Source organism: Paenibacillus terrisolis (assembly GCF_056171975.1).
This window is the reverse complement of record NZ_JBKFGG010000004.1, coordinates 240,044-263,199: the sequence shown is the minus strand read 5'-3', so window position 1 is coordinate 263,199 and position 23,156 is coordinate 240,044. Positions and strand designations below refer to the sequence as shown.

General features: G+C 54.2%; 16 protein-coding genes. 13 read left to right on the top strand and 3 right to left on the bottom strand.

Translation table 11 applies throughout. The features are described from left to right. Window positions 1-26 precede the first annotated feature (26 nt). Window positions 27-1,874, top strand: a complete 1,848-nt coding sequence (gene dnaK / locus ACI48K_RS05320; RefSeq protein ID WP_475026505.1) for a molecular chaperone DnaK — start codon at window positions 27-29, stop codon at window positions 1,872-1,874. A 346-nt stretch (window positions 1,875-2,220) separates the two neighbouring features. Continuing rightward, window positions 2,221-3,342 carry a molecular chaperone DnaJ gene (dnaJ, locus tag ACI48K_RS05315; protein WP_475026504.1) on the top strand — a complete coding sequence of 374 codons (1,122 nt, stop codon included), beginning with the start codon at window positions 2,221-2,223 and terminating at the stop codon, window positions 3,340-3,342. Between the two features lie 57 nt (window positions 3,343-3,399). Here the strand turns inward: dnaJ and ACI48K_RS05310 are convergent, their stop codons facing one another. Both ACI48K_RS05310 and ACI48K_RS05305 read right to left on the bottom strand, forming a co-directional pair. Next, the gene (locus ACI48K_RS05310; protein ID WP_475026503.1) at window positions 3,400-4,047 is read right to left on the bottom strand and encodes a hypothetical protein; all 648 of its coding nucleotides are present in this window, start codon (window positions 4,045-4,047) and stop codon (window positions 3,400-3,402) included. Window position 4,048: 1 nt separating this feature from the next. Next, window positions 4,049-4,948: a helix-turn-helix transcriptional regulator gene (locus tag ACI48K_RS05305; RefSeq protein ID WP_475026502.1), complete on the bottom strand. Its 900-nt coding sequence runs from the start codon at window positions 4,946-4,948 to the stop codon at window positions 4,049-4,051. Window positions 4,949-5,158: 210 nt separating this feature from the next. Between ACI48K_RS05305 and ACI48K_RS05300 the strand changes: the two genes are divergently transcribed. The 7 genes from ACI48K_RS05300 (at window position 5,159) to ACI48K_RS05270 (ending at window position 11,775) form a co-directional block, all read left to right on the top strand. Beyond that, window positions 5,159-5,527, top strand: coding sequence for a hypothetical protein (locus tag ACI48K_RS05300; protein WP_475026501.1), 369 nt, complete (start codon window positions 5,159-5,161; stop codon window positions 5,525-5,527). Window positions 5,528-5,582: 55 nt separating this feature from the next. Then, a complete protein-coding gene (locus ACI48K_RS05295) occupies window positions 5,583-5,762 on the top strand; it encodes a YfhD family protein (protein WP_475026500.1) in 180 nt (59 codons plus the stop codon). 120 nt (window positions 5,763-5,882) lie between these two features. After that, window positions 5,883-6,851 carry a 50S ribosomal protein L11 methyltransferase gene (gene prmA / locus ACI48K_RS05290; RefSeq protein WP_475026499.1) on the top strand — a complete coding sequence of 323 codons (969 nt, stop codon included), beginning with the start codon at window positions 5,883-5,885 and terminating at the stop codon, window positions 6,849-6,851. Between the two features lie 6 nt (window positions 6,852-6,857). Beyond that, on the top strand, window positions 6,858-7,541 hold the full coding sequence (locus tag ACI48K_RS05285; protein WP_475026498.1) for a site-2 protease family protein: 684 nt from the start codon (window positions 6,858-6,860) through the stop codon (window positions 7,539-7,541). A gap of 311 nt (window positions 7,542-7,852) precedes the next feature. Next, window positions 7,853-8,617, top strand: coding sequence for a 16S rRNA (uracil(1498)-N(3))-methyltransferase (locus tag ACI48K_RS05280; RefSeq protein WP_475026497.1), 765 nt, complete (start codon window positions 7,853-7,855; stop codon window positions 8,615-8,617). Window positions 8,618-8,620: 3 nt separating this feature from the next. After that, on the top strand, window positions 8,621-9,961 hold the full coding sequence (gene mtaB / locus ACI48K_RS05275) for a tRNA (N(6)-L-threonylcarbamoyladenosine(37)-C(2))-methylthiotransferase MtaB (RefSeq protein WP_475026496.1): 1,341 nt from the start codon (window positions 8,621-8,623) through the stop codon (window positions 9,959-9,961). A 1,385-nt stretch (window positions 9,962-11,346) separates the two neighbouring features. After that, on the top strand, window positions 11,347-11,775 hold the full coding sequence (locus ACI48K_RS05270) for an NUDIX hydrolase (RefSeq protein WP_475026495.1): 429 nt from the start codon (window positions 11,347-11,349) through the stop codon (window positions 11,773-11,775). A 15-nt stretch (window positions 11,776-11,790) separates the two neighbouring features. Here the strand turns inward: ACI48K_RS05270 and ACI48K_RS05265 are convergent, their stop codons facing one another. Then, window positions 11,791-12,768 carry a Na/Pi cotransporter family protein gene (locus ACI48K_RS05265; RefSeq protein WP_475026494.1) on the bottom strand — a complete coding sequence of 326 codons (978 nt, stop codon included), beginning with the start codon at window positions 12,766-12,768 and terminating at the stop codon, window positions 11,791-11,793. A 136-nt stretch (window positions 12,769-12,904) separates the two neighbouring features. Between ACI48K_RS05265 and ACI48K_RS05260 the strand changes: the two genes are divergently transcribed. From ACI48K_RS05260 to addA, 4 genes are all read left to right on the top strand, one after another. After that, window positions 12,905-14,278 (top strand): class I SAM-dependent rRNA methyltransferase, encoded by a 1,374-nt coding sequence (locus ACI48K_RS05260; protein WP_475026493.1) that lies wholly within the window; start codon window positions 12,905-12,907, stop codon window positions 14,276-14,278. A gap of 15 nt (window positions 14,279-14,293) precedes the next feature. Continuing rightward, the gene (locus tag ACI48K_RS05255; protein ID WP_475026492.1) at window positions 14,294-14,869 is read left to right on the top strand and encodes a nucleotidyltransferase family protein; all 576 of its coding nucleotides are present in this window, start codon (window positions 14,294-14,296) and stop codon (window positions 14,867-14,869) included. Between the two features lie 821 nt (window positions 14,870-15,690). Further along, on the top strand, window positions 15,691-19,221 hold the full coding sequence (gene addB / locus ACI48K_RS05250) for a helicase-exonuclease AddAB subunit AddB (RefSeq protein WP_475026491.1): 3,531 nt from the start codon (window positions 15,691-15,693) through the stop codon (window positions 19,219-19,221). Further along, window positions 19,218-23,138: a helicase-exonuclease AddAB subunit AddA gene (addA, locus tag ACI48K_RS05245; protein ID WP_475026490.1), complete on the top strand. Its 3,921-nt coding sequence runs from the start codon at window positions 19,218-19,220 to the stop codon at window positions 23,136-23,138. Before addB ends, addA begins: the two co-directional genes overlap by 4 nt. Window positions 23,139-23,156 lie beyond the last annotated feature (18 nt).

Here is a 23,156-nt window from a genome sequence, read left to right as displayed (position 1 = left end):
ATCTAATTTAAGGAGGACATAACCTAATGAGTAAAGTAATCGGTATCGACCTTGGTACGACAAACTCTTGCGTAGCCGTCATGGAGGGCGGCGAAGCTGTTGTTATTCCGAATCCGGAGGGCGCGCGCACGACTCCTTCCGTAGTAGGCTTCAAGAAAGACGGCGAACGGATCGTCGGGGAAACCGCAAAACGCCAAGCCATCACGAACCCGGATCGCACGATCATTTCGATCAAGAGACATATGGGTACGAATCATAAGGAATCCATCGACGGCAAGGATTTTACGCCGCAAGAAATTTCCGCGATCATTCTGCAAAAGCTCAAAGCCGATGCCGAAGCTTACCTGGGCCAAACCGTAACCCAAGCGGTTATTACGGTTCCGGCGTACTTCAACGACAGCCAACGTCAAGCGACGAAAGACGCCGGTAAAATCGCCGGACTCGAAGTGCTGCGGATCGTCAATGAACCGACGGCGGCGGCGCTGGCTTACGGCTTGGAAAAAGCGGAAGATCAAACGATCCTCGTGTATGACCTTGGAGGCGGTACGTTTGACGTATCGATTCTCGAGCTGGGCGACGGTTTCTTCGAAGTAAAAGCGACCAGCGGGGACAACCATCTGGGCGGCGACGACTTCGACCAAAAGATCATTGACTACCTGGTAGCCGAATTCAAGAAAGACCAAGGCATCGACCTTAGCAAAGATAAAGCCGCCGTGCAGCGTTTGAAAGACGCGGCCGAAAAGGCGAAAAAAGAACTGTCCGGCGTGCTGACCACGACGATTTCCCTGCCGTTCATCACGGTGGTCGACGGCGTGCCTCAACACTTGGAAGTGAACCTGACCCGCGCCAAATTCGATGAATTGACCGTGGATCTCGTGGAGCGCACTTTGGGACCAACTCGCCGTGCTCTCAGCGACGCCGGCATGACCCCTGCGGATATCCACAAAATCGTTCTCGTGGGCGGTTCCACCCGGATTCCCGCGGTTCAGGAAGCGATCAAGAAATTGACCGGCAAAGAGCCTCACAAAGGCGTTAACCCTGACGAAGTCGTTGCGCTCGGCGCAGCCGTTCAAGCGGGCGTATTGACCGGGGACGTCAAAGACGTCGTACTGCTCGACGTGACTCCGCTCTCTCTCGGTATCGAAACCGCGGGCGGCGTGTTTACGAAAATGATCGAACGCAATACGACCATTCCGACCAGCAAATCGCAAGTTTTCTCGACTTATGCGGATAATCAGCCAAGCGTTGAAATCCACGTGCTTCAAGGGGAACGCGAAATGGCCGCCGGCAACAAAACACTGGGACGCTTTATGCTGGGCGACATTCCGCTGGCCCCTCGCGGCGTACCGCAAATCGAAGTCACTTTCGATATTGACGCGAACGGGATCGTTAACGTATCAGCTACCGATAAAGGCACAGGCAAGAGCCAAAAAATCACGATCACTTCTTCGAGCGGTCTGAGCGACGACGAAGTGGAACGTATGATGAAAGACGCCGAATTGCATGCCGAAGAAGACAAGAAACGCAAAGAGTTGGTTGAAGCGAAAAACAACGGCGACCAATTGGTCTACAGCGTCGACAAAACGCTGAAAGATTTGGGCGATAAAGTGGACGCTTCGGAAACCGCCAAAGCGAACGATGCCAAAGAAGCATTGAAGAAAGCGCTGGAAAGCGATAATCTGGATGAGATCAAAGCGGCATCCGAGAAATTGACCGAAATCGTACAGCAGCTTTCCGTGAAGCTTTATGAGCAAGCGCAACAAGCTGCTGGCGCGACAGACGGAGCTGAAGGCGCGGCTTCCGGCGGACCAAGCCGGGACAACGTGGTTGACGCCGACTACGAAGTCGTCGACGAAGACAAGAAGCAAGACTAAGCGGTCACGGATCGGCGAAGTCATGAATAGACTTTGGTGATACTTGGAAGGTCAAAGAGCGGAGGCTTTTTCCCGCCCTTTGACTTTCCTTTTGCCGGGTTAAGGGATGCTTCAAGACGCTATATAAGTTGAACTAAGTTAAAGAGTGGAGGCAGGGCAAGAGTGTGAAATGTTCTAAAGAAGCGAAGTGTTCGCCTTTGTGACCGAATTTCTACAATATCTGAATTGGCATAATCAAAGAAATTCGGGAACAACAGCGATCGTAGGAACATTTCACACGGCTGCCTTACCCGCTCGATATGTAGTTAAACTTATATAGATCAACAGTGATAACGGGGGTGGAAGGATGGCAGAGAAACGCGATTACTACGAAGTGCTGGGCGTGGGCAAAACCGCTTCCGACGACGAAATCAAAAAAGCTTATCGCCAACTGGCGCGGCAGTATCACCCGGACGTGAACAAAGCGGCGGACGCGGAAGATAAGTTCAAGGAAGTCAAAGAAGCCTACGACGTGCTTAGCGATGCAGGGAAACGTTCGCGTTACGACCAATACGGCCATGTCGATCCGAATCAGGGAATGGGCGGAGGATTTTCCGGCGGAGATTTCGGCGGCTTTGGCGATATATTCGATATGTTCTTCGGCGGCGGAGGCGGCAGACGCGATCCGAATGCGCCGGCGCGGGGGAACGACCTGCAGTACACCATGACGATTGAGTTTAAGGAAGCCGTATTCGGCAAGGAATCCGATATTACAATTCCGCGCACGGAAAGTTGCGATACCTGCTTCGGCACCGGCGCCAAGCCGGGAACGAAACCGCAGACCTGCTCGGTCTGTCACGGATCAGGGCAGCAGGAAGTGGTTCAGAACACGCCGTTCGGCCGCATGGTTAACCGGCGGGCTTGCAGCAATTGCGGCGGCAAAGGGCAAATCATCAAGGAAAAATGCCCAACCTGCTCCGGCAGCGGCCAAGTAAGAAAACAGCGCAAGATTCATGTCCGCGTGCCTGCGGGCGTTGATGACGGCGCTCAACTGCGCATGTCCGGCGAAGGCGAAGGCGGTTTGCGCGGAGGTCCTGCGGGCGATTTGTATATCGTGATCCGCGTCAAAGCCCATGACTTCTTCGATCGGGAAGGCGACGACATCTACTGCGAAGTGCCTCTGACCTTTGCTCAGGCCGCGCTGGGCGATGAGATCGAAATTCCGACGCTCACTGAAAAAGTGAAGCTTAAGGTACCGGCCGGCACGCAGACGGGGACCTATTTCCGTCTGAAAGGCAAGGGGGTTCCGCGTCTTCGCGGGGTGGGTCAAGGCGATCAGCACATCAAGGTGGTCGTTGTGACGCCAAGCAAGTTGAGCGAGGAGCAAAAAGACCTGATGCGCCAGTTTGCCTCGTTTGACGGCGAGCAAACGCATGAGCATGAGCAATCGTTTTTTGATCGGATGAAACGAGCGTTTCGCGGAGATTAGTCCATACTTCTCATAAAATTGAAAGCACCCCTTTGGCATTTCATAAGGGGTGCTTTTTTATATCCATAATGCGTTTATAATAAAAAATATTCCGGGAAATAGCGTTGCGGGAAACCCGGTAAACCAGCGTTTGTTCTTGATCGTTGAGATCAGCAAAATGTTAGCCGATTGTCCCGCTAAAATAATCAATAGCGCAATCCACCCTGGCGTTACCCCGCCTGATCTTAAACAAAACATGGTAATCGACGAATAATAGATTAAATCGCCCACGCCAATGATCGGCTGAAGTCCTCGCTTTCCGGGGACCGGTAAACAAATCGATAATCGTGTCAGCGTATTTGTCCGATTCACCAGTTTTGCGTTTAACGTATTTTTACCGGCCCCTGTGAAACTGAACAAATCCATGGCCGCAACTCCGATAATAAAGCCGATAAACACGTCTTTTGATCCATCCGCAAAGTAAGCTATGAAATATCCCATGACAACGGCCCACAATAAATTTGCCGCATTATGAGCATATAATACTGCTTTGCTAAGCGGCTTTTTCCATAAAACAAGGGTGACCGTCAAATCCGCAAGAAACGCAACAAGCATAATTACATAAGGAAGCCCGTAAGTCGGAAAAGGAGCAAGACACGAAATAAACGTGGTGCCTAACATAAATGAAAATTCCCACAGGTGCTTTGCGCCTTGTTGTTCAGTCACGTTAACCGATCTCCTCCTCAAGGGAAAGGTTTAAGGGGAGATCAGGCAATTCGCTGCTGATATCCACATCCGTAGTACGAACATGCTTGTCTACAACCTCAAAAACGACATTGTCAACCCATAACTTACCGGTGCCGCACAGGAGCATCCCTATATTAATGATCGCGCTGTTTTCGGGAACATCAAGCACAACGGAATAATGATTCCAGTCCGAATCGCCCTGGATGGGGCGGTTTTGCATATTATCAATTTTAATCATATTGGCCGAGGTACTGTCGATCCGCATCCATAGTCCTCCCCAATCAACCACATCCTTGGATTTGACAAAACCGGAAAAACGAATTCTTTTTCCAATATAATTTTTGGCCTTGAACTGCTGCATCACAGTGCCGTAATCGCCTGGCTCAAGCTCCACTCCGCTGCTTTGCAACACCAGAGATTTTGTCCCTTTAAAAAAGATTTCCCGGTCGAGATGGGCTTCGAAACCTTTTGGAGCGGTACCTGAAATCATCCTCCAGCCAGGAATCGGTTGGTTTTTATCCATTTCTTTTTCCTCCTTATAATGAATCAGGTTGCTCATGACTCTGCGATATTTACCGGGGGGAAGCGAATATTCTTTACGAAAAGCCCTGGTAAAAGCCTCCTGAGATTCAAACCGATAACGCAGGGCAATGTCCATAATGCTAAGCTCCGAAAACAGCAGAAACCTCGCAGCCTGCGATAATCGCCGGTTTTGAATATGTTCCCGCAAGCCTGTCCCCGTCTCTTGCTTGAATATGCGCAAAAAATGGTATTTGGAGAATCCTACCGACTTTGAAAGTTCGTCCAACGTGAGCTCCTCATCGCAAAGATGGCGTTCGATGTATGAAATTGCATGTTGAACATTTGGAGTGTAGTCCATGAGTTCAGCCTCCCCATAATAGCATAGCGGATCTTCGGAGATTTTTCTTGACTTGAATTGCGATGTTTTGGCAAAAACAACGAGGACGATCACCTTGGACGAACATGACGATTTCTGCATAAAGCGCGCTCCAAATCTGCATCCTACATGACAATGGACTGCAACCGTTGCAGCGTCATTTTTAGCTGGAAGGAAAGGCAGGAAATCAAAATGGGCGAAAAAAATATTTTGGCGTATTTCAAAAGTCCCGAGGATGCGGAAGGGGTTGCTCGAAGACTGAACGCTTTGCGGGCGCTTGACGTATCAATCGACCGGTTCAGCCGTTATCCCGGGGAAGGTTATGATCCGCTGAATGCGATAGGAGGCCAAGTATCCAGCTTGGCGGCGATCACGCAGGATGCCCAAATCACCAACGCTTCGGCCGGAATCCTGTCGGCCGCCGACCCGGCCGCCAGCGGCATGAGCCATGGCGGACAGGGCGGGCCGACGGGCCATGACGTTTTGTTGACCGCCGTGGTGGATGAAGGAATCCATCATCAGGCTTTGCGGATTGTGGAAGAAGCCGGCGGGTTAATGTAGGGAATGGCTGCCGGAGTTTTTCGGAATTCAACTTGAAAGGAGCCAAAAGAATAGCATGAGCCAACAGGATCAGGATCGCCGGACGAAGCGGATTCCGGCCAAAACCGCTTCAAAGGAGATCGCCCATAATCTGGATGTGGAATTTTCCGAAGAAGCTGCCGATCAGGAAGATTGGGAAGCCCTCGAGCGAAGCGAACGGGCGGACAAGCGCCAGCAGGGGCAATTGCGGTTATAACAAAAAGCGAAACAAGGCGGACAGCCCATTATTGTCGGGGGTGTCCGCCTTGTTTTGTCTCAGCTATCAATCTATAGTACAATAAGGCTTATGCATGACAGTCAAGGAGGAAATCATACGATGATTTGGAAAGAAATAACTATACATACAACGGAGGAAGCCGTGGAGATGGTGTCCAACTTTCTGCATGAAGCAGGGGCGGGCGGCGTCACCATCGAAGAACACTTCGATAACGATAAGCCTCGTGATACTTCACTTGGGCAATGGTTTGAAATTCCGCCTAACGATATTCCGGAAGGTGAAGCGAAGATCAGCGGTTATTTTCCCGAAGGCCTTGATAGCGATGAGATTCTGGCTCAGGTGAAGGAACGGATCGAAGAGCTTAGAGATTACGAGATCGATCCCGGGAATCCAACCTTTATGATTCGCGAAGTCAGCGAGGATGATTGGGCCAACAACTGGAAGCAGTATTTCAAACCGCTTAAGGTTTCCGAGCGTCTGACCATCAAACCGACCTGGGAAGAATATACGCCGGCTTCGGATGCGGAAAAAATTATCGAACTCGACCCAGGCATGGCTTTTGGCACCGGTACGCACCCTACGACTTCTTTGTGCCTGCGCACGCTGGAGAGCATTGTCCGCGAAGGAGACGAAGTCATTGACGTAGGAACCGGGTCGGGCATTTTGGCTATCGGGGCCTGCCGGCTTGGAGCGGCTCGCGTGCTGGCGCTTGATCTTGATCCGGTGGCCGTGTCCAGCGCTTCCGAAAATACTAGGCTGAATCATTTGGAGAATCGGATTCAAGTTGTGGAAAGCGACCTGTTGTCCGTTTTGAAACAAGAAGAAAAATCAGCGCTTAACGTAACGCTGCCTGTTCGGGTAGTGGTTGCCAATATTTTGGCGGAAATCATCTTACTGTTCATCGAAGATGTGTACCAGGCTCTGCAGCCGGGAGGTTATTATATCGCTTCGGGTATCTACAAAAATAAAGAAGAGGCCGTCGAGCAAGCGCTGCTTGCCGCGGGATTTGAGATTACAAAGACGGCACGGGAAGAAGATTGGATTGCTTTCGTGGCGAGAAAGAGGTAGCTGTTTATGGATTTTTTGAACCAAATTCTTCGTTTTCCTTTAGAAGTACTTCCGTTTTATCTGATATCGCTCGTGATCGCTTTTACGGTGCATGAGTTTTCGCACGCTTATTTCGCCAATAAATTCGGTGACCCAACGGCCAAGCTGCTTGGCCGGGTCACTTTGAATCCTGCGGTGCATTTTGATTTGTTCGGCAGCATTATGCTGCTGATCGCCGGATTCGGCTGGGCGAGACCTGTTCCCGTCAACCGGGACAATTTCGACAAGCCTCGTTTGATGGGGGTGATCGTTTCCGCCGCCGGGCCGCTCAGCAACCTGCTGCTTGGCGCAATCGGGACGTTGATCTACGTGGCGCTGTATAAATTCGGCGTTATGAATTCTATCTCAAACGATGTGCTTTACGACGCGATTCAGAAATTTTTCAGTTGGTTTACGTTAATGAACTTTTTCCTATTTCTATTTAACTTGGTCCCGCTTCCTCCGCTGGACGGTTATCGTATTTTGGAGGACGTCGTGCCCCGCCGCATGCTTGGCAAGCTGCAGGTGTTCGAACAATGGTCGGTGCTTATTTTTCTGCTCATTTTCGTTCTTCCGACCTTAAACCGTTACACCATTGATCCGCTTTATCAGGCGGCAAGCTCCATTTCTTCCGCTTTCGTCGATTTTTTTCAATTGATTTTTGGAATGTGATGTGCCAAGTTGCACTGGAAACCATGATTTAAAAGTTGTATGATGTATTTTGTTAATTTTAGAGGTAGTTCAAATAGTCAACTTTAGATCACGAGGCAACTCGAGAAGCGGATACGACATCGAATCTTGAATTCCGCCGGGCCAAGCTTATGCTTCCGAAGCCGTTTTCTCCGAAAAGGTTTAGCTCTGCTACTCATGCCCTAGCTTCATCCAACTGAAGCGTTTTGAAAAAACGCACATCGAAAGCATACGCTTTGGTGCTCTAAACCTGACTTTTTGAATTTGCACTTTTAGGGCAAGGATTGATGAACATGCAGCGTTATTTTGTGGAGCCCGCATTGTTTGGAGAGCGGACGGTGACGATCAGCGGGGAGGATGCCCGCCATATCGGCCGGGTAATGCGCTCGAAGCCGGGCGATAAGCTTATAGTCAGCGACGGCGTTTCGCGTGAAGCCCTCGCGGAAATTACAACAATCAAGCCCCAGGAAGTTACTGTGACTATTATAGAAGCGTTAGGCTCGTCCGGAGAGCCGTGGTTGCAGGTAACGGTCGCCCAAAGTCTGCCGAAAGGCGACAAGATGGAGACCGTTATTCAAAAGTGCACGGAAATTGGAGCGGCCTCTTTTCTGCCTTTTTTGTCGGAGCGCACCATTGTGCAGTATGACCCAAAAAAGGAAGAGAAGCGGTTGGCCCGCTGGAACAAAATTGCCAAAGAGGCGGCAGAGCAGGCTCACCGCAGCAAAATTCCCGTTGTCGAATCACCCGTGAAATGGGACGGGCTTTTGTCCGCTTTGTCCTCTTTTGATCTGGTATGCTTATGTTACGAGAAGGAGCACGGCCAGCAGCTGCGGGACGTGCTTAAACCTTTTACCGAGAAGCTTGAGCCCGGGCAAGCCTGCAAGATTGCCGTCATCGTCGGTCCCGAAGGCGGATTCACCGAGGAAGAAGTGAGCGAAGCCGAAGCCGCAGGAGCGTCATCCGTCGGTTTGGGCCGGCGTATCCTGCGAACCGAGACGGCCGCTATGGCCGCCCTGACATGCATCATGTATGAATCCGGAGAAATGGGGGGAATTTGAGCTATGCCATCTGTCGCCTTTTACACCTTGGGCTGCAAAGTCAATTTTTACGATACCGAAGCCATTTGGCAGCTATTTAAAAACGAAGGCTACAAACAGGTCGATTTCGAGCAGACCGCCGACGTATATTTAATCAACACTTGCACGGTGACGAACACGGGGGACAAAAAAAGCCGGCAAATTATCCGCCGGGCGGTGCGCCGCAATCCGGACGCCATCATCGCGGTAACGGGCTGCTATGCCCAAACCTCGCCGGCCGAAATTTTGGATATTCCCGGCGTGGACCTCGTTATCGGGACACAGGACCGCGAGAAAATCATTCCGTACGTCAAGCAGATTCAAGAGCAGCGCCAGCCGATCAATGCCGTGCGGAACATCATGAAAACCCGGGAATTCGAGGAGCTTGACGTTCCGAACTTTGCCGACCATACCCGCGCTTTTCTCAAAATCCAGGAGGGCTGCAACAATTTCTGTACCTTCTGCATCATTCCCTGGTCGCGGGGACTATCCCGCAGCCGCGATCCGCAAAGCGTCGTCAATCAGGCGCGTCAGCTTGTGGCCGCCGGGTACAACGAAATCGTGTTGACCGGCATTCACACCGGAGGTTATGGAGACGACCTCGAAAACTACCGGTTGTCGGACCTGCTCTGGGAACTGGATAAAATCGAAGGACTTGGCCGTATTCGCATCAGCTCGATCGAAGCGAGCCAAATCGACGAGCGCATGCTCGAGGTGCTGAAGGGATCCTCGAAAATGTGCCGCCATTTCCATATTCCGCTCCAGGCCGGCAGCAATGAAGTGCTGAAACGGATGAGACGGAAGTACACAATCGAAGAATTCGAGCATAAAATCAAAATGATCCGCGATTTTATGCCGGACGTCGCCATCACGACGGATATCATCGTCGGCTTCCCGGGGGAAACCGACGAGTTGTTCCGAGAAGGCTATGAAGCGATCAAACGCATCGGCTTCTCGGAAATGCACGTCTTCCCTTATTCCAAGCGGACCGGCACGCCGGCCGCACGGATGGAAGAACAAATCGACGAAGACATCAAACATGCCCGCGTCCACGAGCTCATCGAATTATCCGAATCGATGCAGCTCGCCTACGCCGAGAAATTCGTCGGTCAAGTCCTGGATATCATCCCCGAGCGGGATGAAAAAGGCACTTCCGGCGACGGTTACGTCACCGGATTCGCCGACAACTACCTGCAAGTCCGTTTCGAAGGTTCTCAGGACCTGACCGGCAAATTATGCCGCGTCAAACTGACGAAAGCCGACGTCAACACCAGCGGAGGCCATCTGGTCCACGTCTTGGACGAAGCTGCGCAAGCGCTGGCTTAAATACCTCGCCCCTTTTTCGGGGACAACAAGGATTTCACCCCATGGCGGGGCTGAAATCCTTGTTGCTACATTAGGAGAATTTCCAGCAAAATTCCATGCCGCAGAGTGCCGCGTTCGTAAGTCAGCGCATTCCCGAAGGGAACAGCGTCAAGGGGAGCGCTCCAGTCCCTCCCACGTTATCAAGAGGTTTTAGTCAGGTAACCAGGGAGCCAAAAAAGTAAGACGTACCCGAAGGGAGAAAAGCGCGCCATGAGCCAAACAAAGCGCATTCCCGAAGGGAACAGCGTCAAGGGAGCGCCTCAGTCCCTCCCGCGTTATCAAAAAGTTCTAGTCAGGTAACCAGGGAGCCAAAAAAGTAAGACGTGCCCGAAGGGAGAAAAGCGTGCCATGAGCCAAACGAAGAGCACATTCCCGAAGGGAACAGCGTCAAGGGAGCGTTTCAGTCCCTCCCACGTTATCAAAAGGTTTTAGTCAGGTAACCAGGGAGCCAAAAAAGTAAGACGTGCCCGAAGGGAGAAAAGCGCGCCATGAGCCAAACGAAGCGCATTCCCGAAGGGAACAGCGCCTAGGGAGCGCCTCAGTCCGCCGCACGTTATCAAAGGTTTTAGTCAGGTAACCAGGGAGCCAAAAAAGTAAGACGTACCCGAAGGGAGAAAAGCGCGCCATGAGCCAAACGAAGCGCATTCCCGAAGGGAACAGCGCCTAGGGAGCGCCTCAGTCCGCCGCACGTTATCAAAGGTTTTAGTCAGGTAACCAGGGAGCCAAAAAAGTAAGACGTACCCGAAGGGAGAAAAGCGCGCCATGAGCCAAACGAAGCGCATTCCCGAAGGGAACAGCGCCGAGGGAGCGCCTCAGTCCCTCTCACGTTATCAAAAGGTTTTAGTTAGGGAACCAGGGAGCCAAAACAGTAAGCCATGCCCGAAGGGAGAAAAGCGCGCCATGAGCCAAACGAAGCGCATTCCCGAAGGGAACAGCGCCTAGGGAGCGCCTCAGTCCCTCTCACGTTATCAAAAGGTTTTAGTCAGGTAACCAGGGAGTAAAAAAAGTAAGACGTGCCCGAAGGGAGAAAAGCGCGCCATGAGCCAAACGAAGCGCATTCCCGAAGGGAACAGCGCCTAGGGAGCGCCTCAGTCCGCCGCACGTTATCAAAGGTTTTAGTCAGGTAACCAGGGAGCCAAAAAAGTAAGACGTACCCGAAGGGAGAAAAGCGCGCCATGAGCCAAACGAAGCGCATTCCCGAAGGGAACAGCGCCTAGGGAGCGCCTCAGTCCGCCGTACGTTAGTCCAGTTTGCGGGTATCCAAAGGGCTGCAAGCCCTTGGGGCCCTCCCTTACGGTAAGGGAGGGTTTGGGAGGGTTGAGATTAAGGAGGAGAACATCAAACACATGCCAATAGAATTTTCCGCAGGAGGCGTGGTTTACCGCCATCACGAAGGCCAACTGCAGATCCAGCTGATTACGGACCGCTACGGCAAAATTTCCTTTCCAAAAGGGAAAAGAGAAAACGGGGAGACGATTGAAGAAACAGCACTTCGCGAAATTAAAGAGGAAACCGGAGTCACCGGCCGAATTGATAAACGAATCGATATTATCGCATATACTTACCAGCATCCCAAGCACGGCAGTGTAGATAAGGAAGTCCACTATTATCTCGTGCAGTATAAGGGCGGGGAACTGCTTCCGCAGCTTGAGGAAATTCGCGGCGTAGCGTGGTATGAACCCAAGGAAGCTTGGAAGCTCCAGCAGGATTCGGGTTACGATAATAACGACTTTATTTTGGAAAAAGCGTTGAAGCTGCTCGGCCTGGAATTTTAGATCCTCGCACAAAATTCAAGCGGCCGACTGGTCAAGCCGGGACCAAACCGGAAGATAACAGAAGGGCAGGGCCAGCAAAGAGCTTGCAATATTGAAAAAGGTCTGCGTGTGCGCGATCTGCGCCGAAGGGTCGGCGGTCAGCCAGGCTGCGCCCGCTTCAAGCAGCGGCGTGAGCGGAAGAAACAGCATGGCTCCCAGCACATTCAGTGCAATATGCGACAAGGCAACGAACCTGCCGGGCCGGGTACCGCCGATGGAGGCGATCACGGCGGTGACGCAGGTGCCTACGTTGGAGCCGATGACCATGGCGATGCCGAATTCGACCGGAAGCGCGCCGGTACCGGCGAGGCCCATCGTCATCGCGATCACGGCGGCACTGCTGTGGATAATGGCGGTCAGGACGGCTCCGGCTACAGCACCCCATATTAGGCTGTCGGCGGCGTGAGCAAGCAGCCAGTCGATCACGCCGCGCGCCTTCAGTTCCGGGCCGATGGACTGCATCCAGCGGATGGCGATCATGATCAGACTGAACCCGGTCATGGCTAAAGCTCCGAACTGAAGGGAATAGATCCAGGGGCGCTTTCGGGTGACATAAGACGGGAGCATTTCTTCGGCCATCACTGCCGCAGCCCAGAGCAGCAGGGAGCCGATTAGCAAAGGGACGCCAAGCGAAGCGATATTGAGCGCGATAAGCTCGGTGGTCAGGCAAGTGCCGATATTTCCGCCGAGGATAATGCCAAGCGTCCGTGCATAGGTTAACAGGCCTGCGTTGACGAGGCCGATCGTCATTACTGTCATAGCGGTGCTGCTCTGCAAAATCGCGGTGATTACGGTGCTGGACAGAAGCCCTGTCCACGGCGTACGCGTCGACGCGTGAACCAGCTTGATCAGCTTCGGACCGGCCCAGGCTTGCAGGGCCGCTTCCATCAGCTTCATGCCGAACAGAAAGAGGGCCAGTCCGAAAGTAACGGGAAAAAGGATATCGTTAAACACACATGCGCCCTCCTTTACCGATCGTCAAGTTCATGTACAAGTTACATATATGACTCGGCCACAGCTTCCATACCAGTTCTCATGCGATCGTAAAATGAACTGAACCAATCTTCTGACCAGGAGTGAGAAACTTAAAATGGCAATTGCGATATTGCATAAAAGCCGCAAGAAACGGCTGGAACAAGCGCATCCTTGGATTTTCCGGGGTGAAATCGAAAGCGTGGAGGGCGATCCGGAGGCCGGAGGCCTAATCGACATCGTGGATCACCGCCGCAAATATCTGGCGACGGGATACTATAATCCGGCCTCGCAAATTACGATTCGGGTCGTCTCTTACACGCCGATAGCAGAGATGGACAAGACGTTTTTTGTAAGACGATTCGAAGAGTGCCTGAAGCATCGCGAGCGTTTCGTGAAGGAAGAAGCCTACCGCTTTGTCTACGGGGAAGCCGACTTTCTACCCGGACTAATTGTGGACCGTTTCGGCGAGGTGCTCGTCGTCCAGTTGCTTACGCTGGGGATGAATCGCTGCCGGGAAGCCATCGTGGAGGCACTTGTCGCCGTGCTGCAGCCCACTGGCATTTATGAGCGCAGCGACGTGTCTATCCGGGAAATGGAAGGGCTTGAGCAAACCAAAGGTCCTCTTTACGGCAATCCGCCCCGCTATGTCGTTATCTCGGAGAACGGCCTGAAGATCGAGGTAGATATCGAGCAGGGGCAAAAAACGGGTTATTTCTTCGATCAGCGCGAGAACCGCGCTTCGATCCGCCCCTTAATGACGGGATGGGGGGAGCGCAGCGGCATTGAACTGCGCGAGCTGCCTGCCGAGGACGGCAGGACTCGCTTTGCTCCCGTAAACCGGAACGGCAAAGAAGTCACCTTTCCTTACTGGGACGGGGCTTCGGTGCTGGAATGCTTCTCCCATACGGGCAGCTTTACGCTGCACGCCTGCAAATACGGCGCCAAAAAGGTCACGTGTCTCGATATCTCCGAACATGCCATCGAAAGCGCCAAACGGAACATGGAGCTGAACGGCTTTGAAGATCGCGTGGAGTTCGTCGTCGCGGATGCCTTCGCATACCTGCGCAGCCAGGTGAAGGGATTGGACGAGCGTGCCAGCCGGGCAGCCGGAGACGGCAAAACGGACACCTCGGTGCCGATGACGGCCGGAGGCGGGCGAACCTGGGATGTCGTCATTCTCGACCCGCCGGCGTTTGCCAAAACGAAAAGCGCGGTTAAAGGCGCCTGCCGGGGCTATAAGGACATTAACCTGCATGGGATGAAGCTGGTGAATGAGGGCGGTTATCTGGTAACGGCCAGTTGCTCGTACCACATGCGCCCCGAGCTTTTTTTACAAAACATCCAGGAGGCTGCCGAAGATGCGGGCAAGGTGCTGCGGCTCGTTGAATGGCGGGCGGCAGGCAAAGACCATCCGCAAATTCTCGGTTTCGACGAAGGCCATTATTTGAAATTCGCTATATTTGAAGTGCGGAGCAAAGCGCTGATTTAGAAAGGATTCTTGAATATGAGCCGGGAAAAATTGATTTCCATCGTGGAAAAAAGCGAAATGCTGATGTCGGCTTTTAAGAAGGCCGGACAGCTTGAATTGAACAACTACTACATCGGCGCGGGCTGCATCGTGCAAACCGTATGGAACGATCTGACCGGACGCCCGCCGGGCTATGGAATCTCCGACGTGGATATCGTTTACTTTGACGATCGCGATTTATCGTATGAAGCGGAGGACGCCGTTATCCGGAGAAGCAAACCTCTTTTTTCGCCGCTGCCCGTAGAGGTCGATCTGAAAAATCAGGCGAGGGTCCATCTCTGGTACAAAGAGAAATTCGGGAAAGCTATCGAGCCGTACCGGTCGGTGGAGGAAGCGATCAATACTTGGCCGACGACAGCCACTTCCTTAGGCTTGAGACTTGAGCCCGATTACCGTTGGACCTTGTATGCGCCTTTTGGATTGGAAGACTTGTTCCGATTGACGGTTCGGGCCAATAAACGCCAGATTACCGAGGACATTTACTTGGGCAAAGCCCGAAAATGGCTGGCTAAATGGCCTGAACTCCTCGTTGTCGATTGGGAGCAAAGCTGATAATACCTGCGAAGGAATCTGCCGTAAAGTCAAACGCGGTTTTGTCCGATAATACCAATGGATCTTATCCCAATTTATACAACGATCGGATGCAAACGGGACAACCTTCTTTGCCAATGAGGACATCAAGCTTCCTCATTGGCCCACAAAACCGATTTGGTGGAAATCAGCGATGAGGCCCGTCAAATAGCGGCAGACTATTCGAATGATGGCGTGAATGTGAATATTCCTAACAGGCCGGAAGGCGCGCCAAATCCGGGTTGACATTTTGGTCAATTTCGCTAAAAAGATGGTGGATCATCCGGAATGGTTGGATCAATACACAGTCTTGTTTCACGAATCACCGTGATGCAAGACTGTTTTGTTTTCGGGCGGAATCGCAAGTGTCCATATGATATACTGAATTAACGGCTAGCAGAAGGTTCCTGAAATATTTGAGCATGGCGGGGTTGAAAAACGCAGAAGCATCTCAGAAGAATAAATAAGGGAACAAAAGGGCGCTACTGGGGCGATTCCCCTCGTTTTGCGTGAAATAGAGGACAGGAAGGGCGTTATTTTCTCGAAACGCCGGAAAATGGCCGTTTTTTGCACCGTTTGTCCCAAAATAAGGCCCATCCATTCCCCTATTGAGGAGAAACACGCTGGAATCAAGAAAGTAAGACCATAATGTTCCGCTATTTAATGGGGTGCCCTCAGCAAAGGAGGTACCACCTGCAGATGGACCGCGTTATTTCCGGATCGATCGACTAGTTCGGTGGAGACGGTCAAGGTCTTGGAACTTATCGGCTTGAAACGCAGATTTCCCGTTAGGAGGCATATTCATGTCGCTTCAATTTATCATCGGCCGTTCCGGAAGCGGAAAAAGCAGCCTGATTTTAGACTGCGTCACTTCTCGGCTGCGGGAAAATCCCGCCGGGTCACCGCTGATTATCATCGCACCAGAACAAGGAACGTTCCAGATCGAACGGGCGATTGTAGGCGCGCCGGGACTATTGGGGACCGTACGAACCCAGGTGCTCGGTTTCCGCCGACTGGCGCTGCGCGTCATGCAGGAGACAGGAGGCTCCGCGCTGGTACCGATCAACGAGGACGGCAAAAAGATGCTGCTCTATAAAATCATGCGCCGGCACCGGGACGGACTCAAGCTGTTTGGCCGCGGAGGAGAGCAACTGGGTCTCATCGACCAGATCAATGCGCTGTATACCGAAATGAAGAAATATAACGTTGATTTCTCCAATTTGGGAGAGCATCGGCGGCTGCTGGAATCGGCGGTGGGGGAATCCCCGCTTTTACGGGATAAATTTCATGATTTGAGCCTGTTGTTCGCTGAATTTGATGCCGAATTGGCTGAATTTTATATCGATAATGAAGATCATGTCATCAAACTTGCGGAGGGCGCTGCGGAATCCGCCTATTTGAAAGACGCGGAAATTTGGATTGACGGCTTCCATTCGTTTACGCCCCAGGAATATCGGGCGATTGGCGCGATACTGAAAACCGCATCCGCCGTGACGGTTGCTCTCACCTTGGATCGCCCTTACGACGACGGAGTGCCGCCTCATGACTTGAACCTATTCTATACCCCGGCGGTTACATACATGAAGCTGAAGGAATTGGCCGAAGCGGAGGGCGTAGAGGTGAAACCGGCGGAACTGCTGGCGGATCGGCCTTTTCCGCGGTTCCGCGAGAGCTTGACGCTTTCTTTTCTGGAGAAGGCCTATGAACACCGGGAATCCTGGAAAGAATCTCAATTGCCGGAGGACTTGGCGCAGTCGCTGTCCTTGAACCGGGCGGGAAGCCGCCGCGACGAGGTTGAAGGCGCTGCCCGGGAGATGATTCGCCTGGCCAGGGAGGACGGCGCTCGTTGGCGTGATATGGCTTTGTTCGTCCGGAGTCTCGGAGACTACGATCATCTGATCGCTTCGATTTTTGAAGAATATCAAATCCCTTATTTTATGGACCGGAAGAGCAGCATGCTTCACCATCCGCTGATCGAGTTTTTGCGTTCCGCGCTGGACGTCGTGCAGAATTATTGGAAATACGAGGATATTTTCCGCTGCGTCAAAAGCGATTTCCTGCTCCCGATGGACGGAAGCTTGACGCGCGAGAACATGGATGTTTTGGAGAACTATGTGCTGGCCAGCGGGATTCAAGGCTATCGCTGGTATGACGGCCGTCCTTGGAAAAGCGCGCCAAACCTGTCGCTGGAGCAAAATGAAGGGACGGAGGCTCCCCAAGAGAAGGAGGCGCTGCGGCTCCTCGAGCGCTGTCGCGAGGCCGTGGCGACGCCTTTATTCGCTTTTGAGAAGCGGCTGAAGAAAGCGAAAAACGCGGCGGAAATGTGCGCAGCCGTGTATCAACTGCTGGAGGAGGTCCAGGCGCCGCAGCGTCTTGACGCGCTGGCACACCGGGTCCTCCGGGAAGGCCAGCCGCAGCGGGCGATGGAGCACCGCCAGCTGTGGGGAGCCGTGCTCGACCTGCTCGATCAGATCGTGGAGATGATGGGCGAAGAAGAGCTTGACAGCGAGCTGTTTGCGGGCGTACTGCAAACCGGACTTAAAGCTCTGACGCTCTCCATGGTGCCCCCGTCGCTCGATCAGGTGCTGATCGGAACGACGGACCGAACCCGCACCGGTGGAGTAAACCACTTGTTCCTGCTTGGGATCAATGAAGGAATCATGCCGGCCGGACTCAAAGAAGAGGGCTTGCTGAGCGATCAGGAGCGGGAACGTCTAAAAGATCTTGGACTGGAGCTGGCGCCCGGAACGGCCCGCAAGCTGCTTGACGAGCGGTTCCTCATATATGGAGCGTTGACCGGGGCCAGCCGAAAGCTGTGGCTCAGTTATCCGCTCGCGACGGAAGAAGGAGAAGCGCTGCTGCCTTCCGAGGTGATCCGCCATGTTAAAAGACGGATTTTTCCCGGCTTGGAGGAAGGCTATCTTGGCCATGCCCCGCAATCGTCCGGGGAAGCGGACAAACAGCTGGCGTTCATCTCGAGGCCGGCCCCGACCTTGTCGACGCTGATCGGGCAACTGCGCGGCTGGAAAGCGGGCGATCCGGTATCGCCCGTCTGGTGGCATGCGCTGGAGTGGTACGGGAAACAACGGGAGTGGGAAGGCATCACGAACCGGCTGCTCGAATCATTGGATTATCGCAACCGGGTTCAAGGGCTCACTCCGGCCACAAGCCGCAAGCTGTACGGGAAACGTCTGCGAACCAGCGTGTCGCGAATGGAGAAATTTTCGGCATGTCCTTTCTCGCATTTTGCCTCGCACGGGTTGAGGCTGAAAGAGCGTCAGCTATACCGTTTAAAAGCGCCGGATATCGGTCAGTTGTTTCACGCGGCCTTAAGCTCCATGGCGATGACGTTCAAGGAGCAGAATCGGAGCTGGGGAAGCTTGTCGCCGGAGGAATGCCTCCGGGAGGCCGATGCCGCGGTGGACAAGCTCGCGCCGAAGCTGCAGGGCGAAATCCTGCTCAGCTCGAAGCGGTACGGATATATTTCGCGCAAGCTGAAAAATATCGTTGGCCGCGCTTCGCTGATTTTAGGCGAGCAGTCCCGCAGAGGCAGCTTCGAGCCGGTGGGTCTGGAGCTGGATTTTGGCCCGGGACAAGCGCTGCCTCCGCTTACGTTCGAATTGCCGAACGGTTGCGTGATGGAAATCGTCGGCCGGATCGACCGGGTCGACATGGCCGAAGGCGAGCAGGGCCTGCTGCTAAGGGTAATCGACTACAAATCGAGCCAAACCGATCTCAAACTGCACGAGGTGTATTACGGCCTTTCGCTGCAGATGCTCACGTATCTTGATGTTCTGCTATCGTCGGCCGAGGTATGGCTGGGCCGTCCCGCGCTGCCGGCAGGCACGCTGTATTTTCATGTGCATAATCCGCTGCTTCAGAGCAGCAACGGAATGAGCGGCGAGCAGGCGGAACTGGAGCTGCTCAAGCGTTTCAAGATGAAAGGGCTGCTGCTCGCCGACCGCGAGGTGATTGCCAAAATGGACGGCCTGTTGGAGAAAGGCTATTCCGATATTTTACCCGTCGCGCTGAAGGCGGACGGCGGGTTCTACAGCAACGCGTCCGTGGCGACGCCGGAGCAGTGGCGTACACTCCTCGGATCGGTTCGCCATGCGGTAGCGGAGATTGGCACCCGCATCACGGACGGCGACGTGCGCATCGCTCCGTATCGGCTAGGCACGGAGACGGCTTGTGCCTTCTGCGCGTACAAGCCGGTATGCCGATTTGAAGAACAGCTTCCGGGCAGCGCTTATCAGTTGCTTGGCAAGCCGGGCAAAGAGCAGGTCTGGGAGCTGCTAAAAGACCAAGAAGACAAGGAGGCAGGGCGATCATGACAACGGCGATACCGAAACCCGCCGGAAGCTTCTGGAGCGACGATCAGTGGCGGGCGATTTCCCTGTCCGGCGGCGATATGCTGGTCGCGGCCGCGGCCGGGTCCGGGAAAACGGCCGTCCTGGTCGAGCGGATCATCCGCAAGCTGACCGACCCGGACCAGCCGCTCAGCGTCGACCGGCTGCTGGTCGCAACGTTTACGAAAGCGGCGGCATCCGAGATGCGCCAAAGAATCACGGAGGCGCTGGAAAAGGAGTTGGCCCAAGATCCGGGCAACGAATATTTGAACCGCCAGCTGGCTATGCTCGGCAGGGCATCGATAACGACGCTGCACTCTTTTTGCATGGAAGTCATCCAGCGCTATTACACGCTGATTCCGCTTGATCCGGGTTTCCGGATCGCTTCGCAAAGCGAAACCGCGCTGCTGCGCCAGGAGGTGCTGGAGGAGCTGTTCGAAGAAAAATACGCCTCGGAGCAGCCCGATAGCCATTTTTTGAAGCTGGTCGATTGGTTTGGGGGCGAACGGAGCGACGATGCCGTCTTTGCGCTGGTGCTGCGTTTATATGATTTTTCCCGCAGCCACCCTTGGCCGGATGCTTGGCTGCGTCAGGCGGCCGCCGTTTTTCGGGCGCCTGATGCGGCATCGCTCGAAAATACGGCCTGGGTCAAAAGCATTCTCGCCGATACGGCGCTAACGCTAGCAGGCGCGGCTGATCTGCTTCGCCAGGCTCAGACGATCGCTTTATCTCCCGGCGGGCCTCAGCCTTATGGGGATTCGCTGTCGGAGGATTTGGCCCAGATTGAACGATTACGGACGGCGGTTGCATCGGGGCCATGGCTCTGCCTGTTTGACGCCTTTCAAACGGCGGCTTTCGGCAAGCTGAAGCCGGTCAAGAAGGATCAGACCGATCCGCTGCTCCAAGAGCGGGTCAAGGCGCTGCGCGAGGAAGCCAAGAAGACGGTTTCCGATTTGAAATCGCAGCTGTTCGGGCGATCCGCGGACGTTTTTCTGGAGGAGATGCATCAAGCCGCGCCGCTTTTGGAAGAGCTGGCTTCGCTGATCATCGCGTTTGGGGAGCGTTACCGTCAGGAGAAAGTGGCGAAGGGCTGGCTCGACTTTTCCGATATGGAGCATTACTGCCTGCAAATTTTGCGTAATCCGGACTCGGAGCCGGGGATGCTTCAGCCGTCCGATGCCGCGATTGAGTACCGGCTGCAGTTCGATGAGGTGATGCTGGACGAGTATCAGGATACGAATACTGTCCAGGAGAGCATTGTAAAGCTGATTTCGCGCAGCAGCCCGGGCAACCGCTTTATGGTCGGCGACGTGAAACAGAGTATCTACCGCTTTCGTCTGGCCGACCCGGGATTATTCCTGGAGAAATATAAAACCTACGGGGAAGATTTTGACGGACAAGGCCTTCGCATCGACCTGGCCCGCAATTTCCGCAGCCGCCGCGAAGTCGTTAACGCGGTGAATTTGCTGTTCCGGCAAATCATGAACGAAAGCGTAGCGGAGATAACCTATGATTCCCGCGCGGAACTGGTTTACGGGGAAGGCTTCCCCGTAAACGATACGGATGATTACCGGCCTGAACTGCTGCTGATCGACCGAAGCTCCGGCGAGACGGAGGCGGAAGCGGCGGATGCGGAAGGGGCCGGAAATGATTCGGAAGCCGCCGCCGAAGAGGAGGAAGCCATCGTACTTGAAACCGTACGGCTGGAAGCCCGCTCTATCGCCGCGCGAATCCGCGAGATGCTGGGTGAGGACGGCAAACCGCTGCGCATTTACGATAAACAGCTGAAAGCGGTACGACCGGCGGAATACCGGGACATCGTCATTTTGCTGCGCTCGACGTTAACCTGGGCTCCCGCCATGATCGAGGAATTGCGGCTTGAGGGAATCCCGGCATACGGCGAGCTGAGCCAGGGGTATTTTCAGGCCTCAGAGGTCGAAACGATGATGTCCCTGCTGCAGATCATCGATAACCCGCTGCAGGATATTCCGCTTGCGGCGGTGCTGCGCTCCCCGCTTTACGGGTTTACGGAAGAAGACCTGGCCGAAATTCGTCTGGCCGCTTCGGGCGGACGTTTCTACGACGCTGCCTTGGTTCTTGCTTCATGGGAAAGGGCTATGGATAGAGAAACGGCCGAGGAGAAGAACTTTCCGCTCATCGCCAAGATGAACGCCTTTCTGCGGCAGTTGGACGTCTGGCGCTCTATGGCCAGGGAGGGCGACTTAGTCAGCCTGATCCGGGACATTTACCGGGAGACGGGTTATCTGGATTGGGTGGGAGGCCTTCCCGGAGGCGCCCAGCGTCAGGCGAATTTGACGGCTTTGCTAGATCGGGCTAGACAATACGAAGTTTCCGCCGCTTCGCCGGGGCTGTTCCGTTTTTTGCGGCAAGTGACGCGCCTGCGGGAAAACGGCGGCGATCTTGGCGCCGCGCGATCCTCCGGTGAGCAGGGCGATGCGGTCCGGATCATGACCATTCACAGCAGCAAAGGGCTCGAGTTTCCGGTTGTTTTTGTGGCCGGTCTCTCTAAAATGTTCAACCGCCAGGATTTGAATGTTCCGTTTCTGATGCATAAAGAGATGGGCTTTGGGCCCAAATTCGTTGATTTGAACACGCGCGTCAGTTACCCGACCCTGCCGAATCTTGCCATCCGGAGGCGGGCGCAAATGGAGTTGCTTGCCGAGGAAATGCGCGTGCTGTACGTGGCCTTAACCCGTCCGAAGGATAAGCTCGTGCTGGTGTCGGCGGTGAAAAACCTGTCGCGTTCGGTGGAGGCGTGGGGAAAAGCGCTGGAGACCGGAAGCGAACAACTGCCCGATTACCTGCTTGCCCGCGGTCGCTGCTACCTCGATTGGATCGGACCTGCGCTTATACGTCACCGTTCGGCGACCGAGCTGCGCCGATATGCCGGACTGCCGGAAGCTTCGCCGGCGGTGCTGGCGGACAGCGCTTCCGACTGGCGCATCGCCTGGGTGTCCTCGCGTGAAATCGCGCAGCCGACACCGGCGCCTGCCGCTGACGAAGCGGCGGCGACAGGCGGGGCCACGGCCGATTCAGGGGCAGGCTTGCAAGCGTTGCTGTCCCACGGGACGGCGTTTGCGCAGCTTCAGGGCGACCATGACCCTGCTGTCGCCGAGGCGGTGGATTCACGGCTGGCTTGGCGGTATCCGCATGAAGCGGCGAGCCAGGTTTCCGCCAAAACCTCGGTGACCGAGATGAAGGCGCTGCTGATGATGCAAGAGCAGCCGGCCGAGGATCTGTTCGCCAGAGAGGAACTGAGGCGCGAACGGGAACAGGCGGAGGACCGGACGGAGTTTAAGCTGCATTTGCGCCGTCCGCGGTTCATGGAGCAGCGAAAACTGACTCCTACCGAACGGGGGACGGCTTATCATACAGTCATGCAGCATTTGCCTCTGGATTTGGGATCGGATGAGGAGATCGTCAAGACTACGCTTGCGCGCCTTGTAACGCGGAAAATCATGACGGAAGAACAGGCGGGGGAAATGGATACGGTGCGCATTGCCGGCTTCCTGGCTTCTCCTTTAGGCGAACTGCTGCGCCGGGCCGATTGGATCAGACGCGAAATGCCGTTCAGCTACGGCTTGCCTGCCGCCATGGCGGGTCCTCAAATTGCCGATCATGAATTCGCCCGGAAATTGGAAGGCGAAACGGTGCTGATCCAAGGGATCGTCGACTGCCTGTTTTCGGTTGACGGCCGGGTGCATTTACTGGATTATAAAAGCGACCGGGTGCTTGAGCACCAGGGCGGCCTTGAGGCATTGGCCCGAAATTACCGCTTCCAGCTGGAGCTTTACGCCGAAGCCGTCCGGCATATTATGGGGGTCTCGGTTGATCAAAAGTGGCTGTACTTCTTCGATAGCGGGGAAGCCGTCAGCCTTTAGACCTTGACCACAAAGGAG

Bases quoted from the DNA above. Each gene is read 5' to 3' on its own strand.
- dnaK (WP_475026505.1), top strand. From the start codon at position 27: ATGAGTAAAGTAATCGGTATCGACCTTGGTACGACAAACTCTTGCGTA.
- dnaJ (WP_475026504.1), top strand. From the start codon at position 2,221: ATGGCAGAGAAACGCGATTACTACGAAGTGCTGGGCGTGGGCAAAACC.
- ACI48K_RS05305 (WP_475026502.1), bottom strand. From the start codon at position 4,948: ATGGACTACACTCCAAATGTTCAACATGCAATTTCATACATCGAACGC.
- ACI48K_RS05300 (WP_475026501.1), top strand. From the start codon at position 5,159: ATGGGCGAAAAAAATATTTTGGCGTATTTCAAAAGTCCCGAGGATGCG.
- ACI48K_RS05295 (WP_475026500.1), top strand. From the start codon at position 5,583: ATGAGCCAACAGGATCAGGATCGCCGGACGAAGCGGATTCCGGCCAAA.
- prmA (WP_475026499.1), top strand. From the start codon at position 5,883: ATGATTTGGAAAGAAATAACTATACATACAACGGAGGAAGCCGTGGAG.
- ACI48K_RS05285 (WP_475026498.1), top strand. From the start codon at position 6,858: ATGGATTTTTTGAACCAAATTCTTCGTTTTCCTTTAGAAGTACTTCCG.
- ACI48K_RS05280 (WP_475026497.1), top strand. From the start codon at position 7,853: ATGCAGCGTTATTTTGTGGAGCCCGCATTGTTTGGAGAGCGGACGGTG.
- mtaB (WP_475026496.1), top strand. From the start codon at position 8,621: ATGCCATCTGTCGCCTTTTACACCTTGGGCTGCAAAGTCAATTTTTAC.
- ACI48K_RS05270 (WP_475026495.1), top strand. From the start codon at position 11,347: ATGCCAATAGAATTTTCCGCAGGAGGCGTGGTTTACCGCCATCACGAA.
- ACI48K_RS05260 (WP_475026493.1), top strand. From the start codon at position 12,905: ATGGCAATTGCGATATTGCATAAAAGCCGCAAGAAACGGCTGGAACAA.
- ACI48K_RS05255 (WP_475026492.1), top strand. From the start codon at position 14,294: ATGAGCCGGGAAAAATTGATTTCCATCGTGGAAAAAAGCGAAATGCTG.
- addB (WP_475026491.1), top strand. From the start codon at position 15,691: ATGTCGCTTCAATTTATCATCGGCCGTTCCGGAAGCGGAAAAAGCAGC.
- addA (WP_475026490.1), top strand. From the start codon at position 19,218: ATGACAACGGCGATACCGAAACCCGCCGGAAGCTTCTGGAGCGACGAT.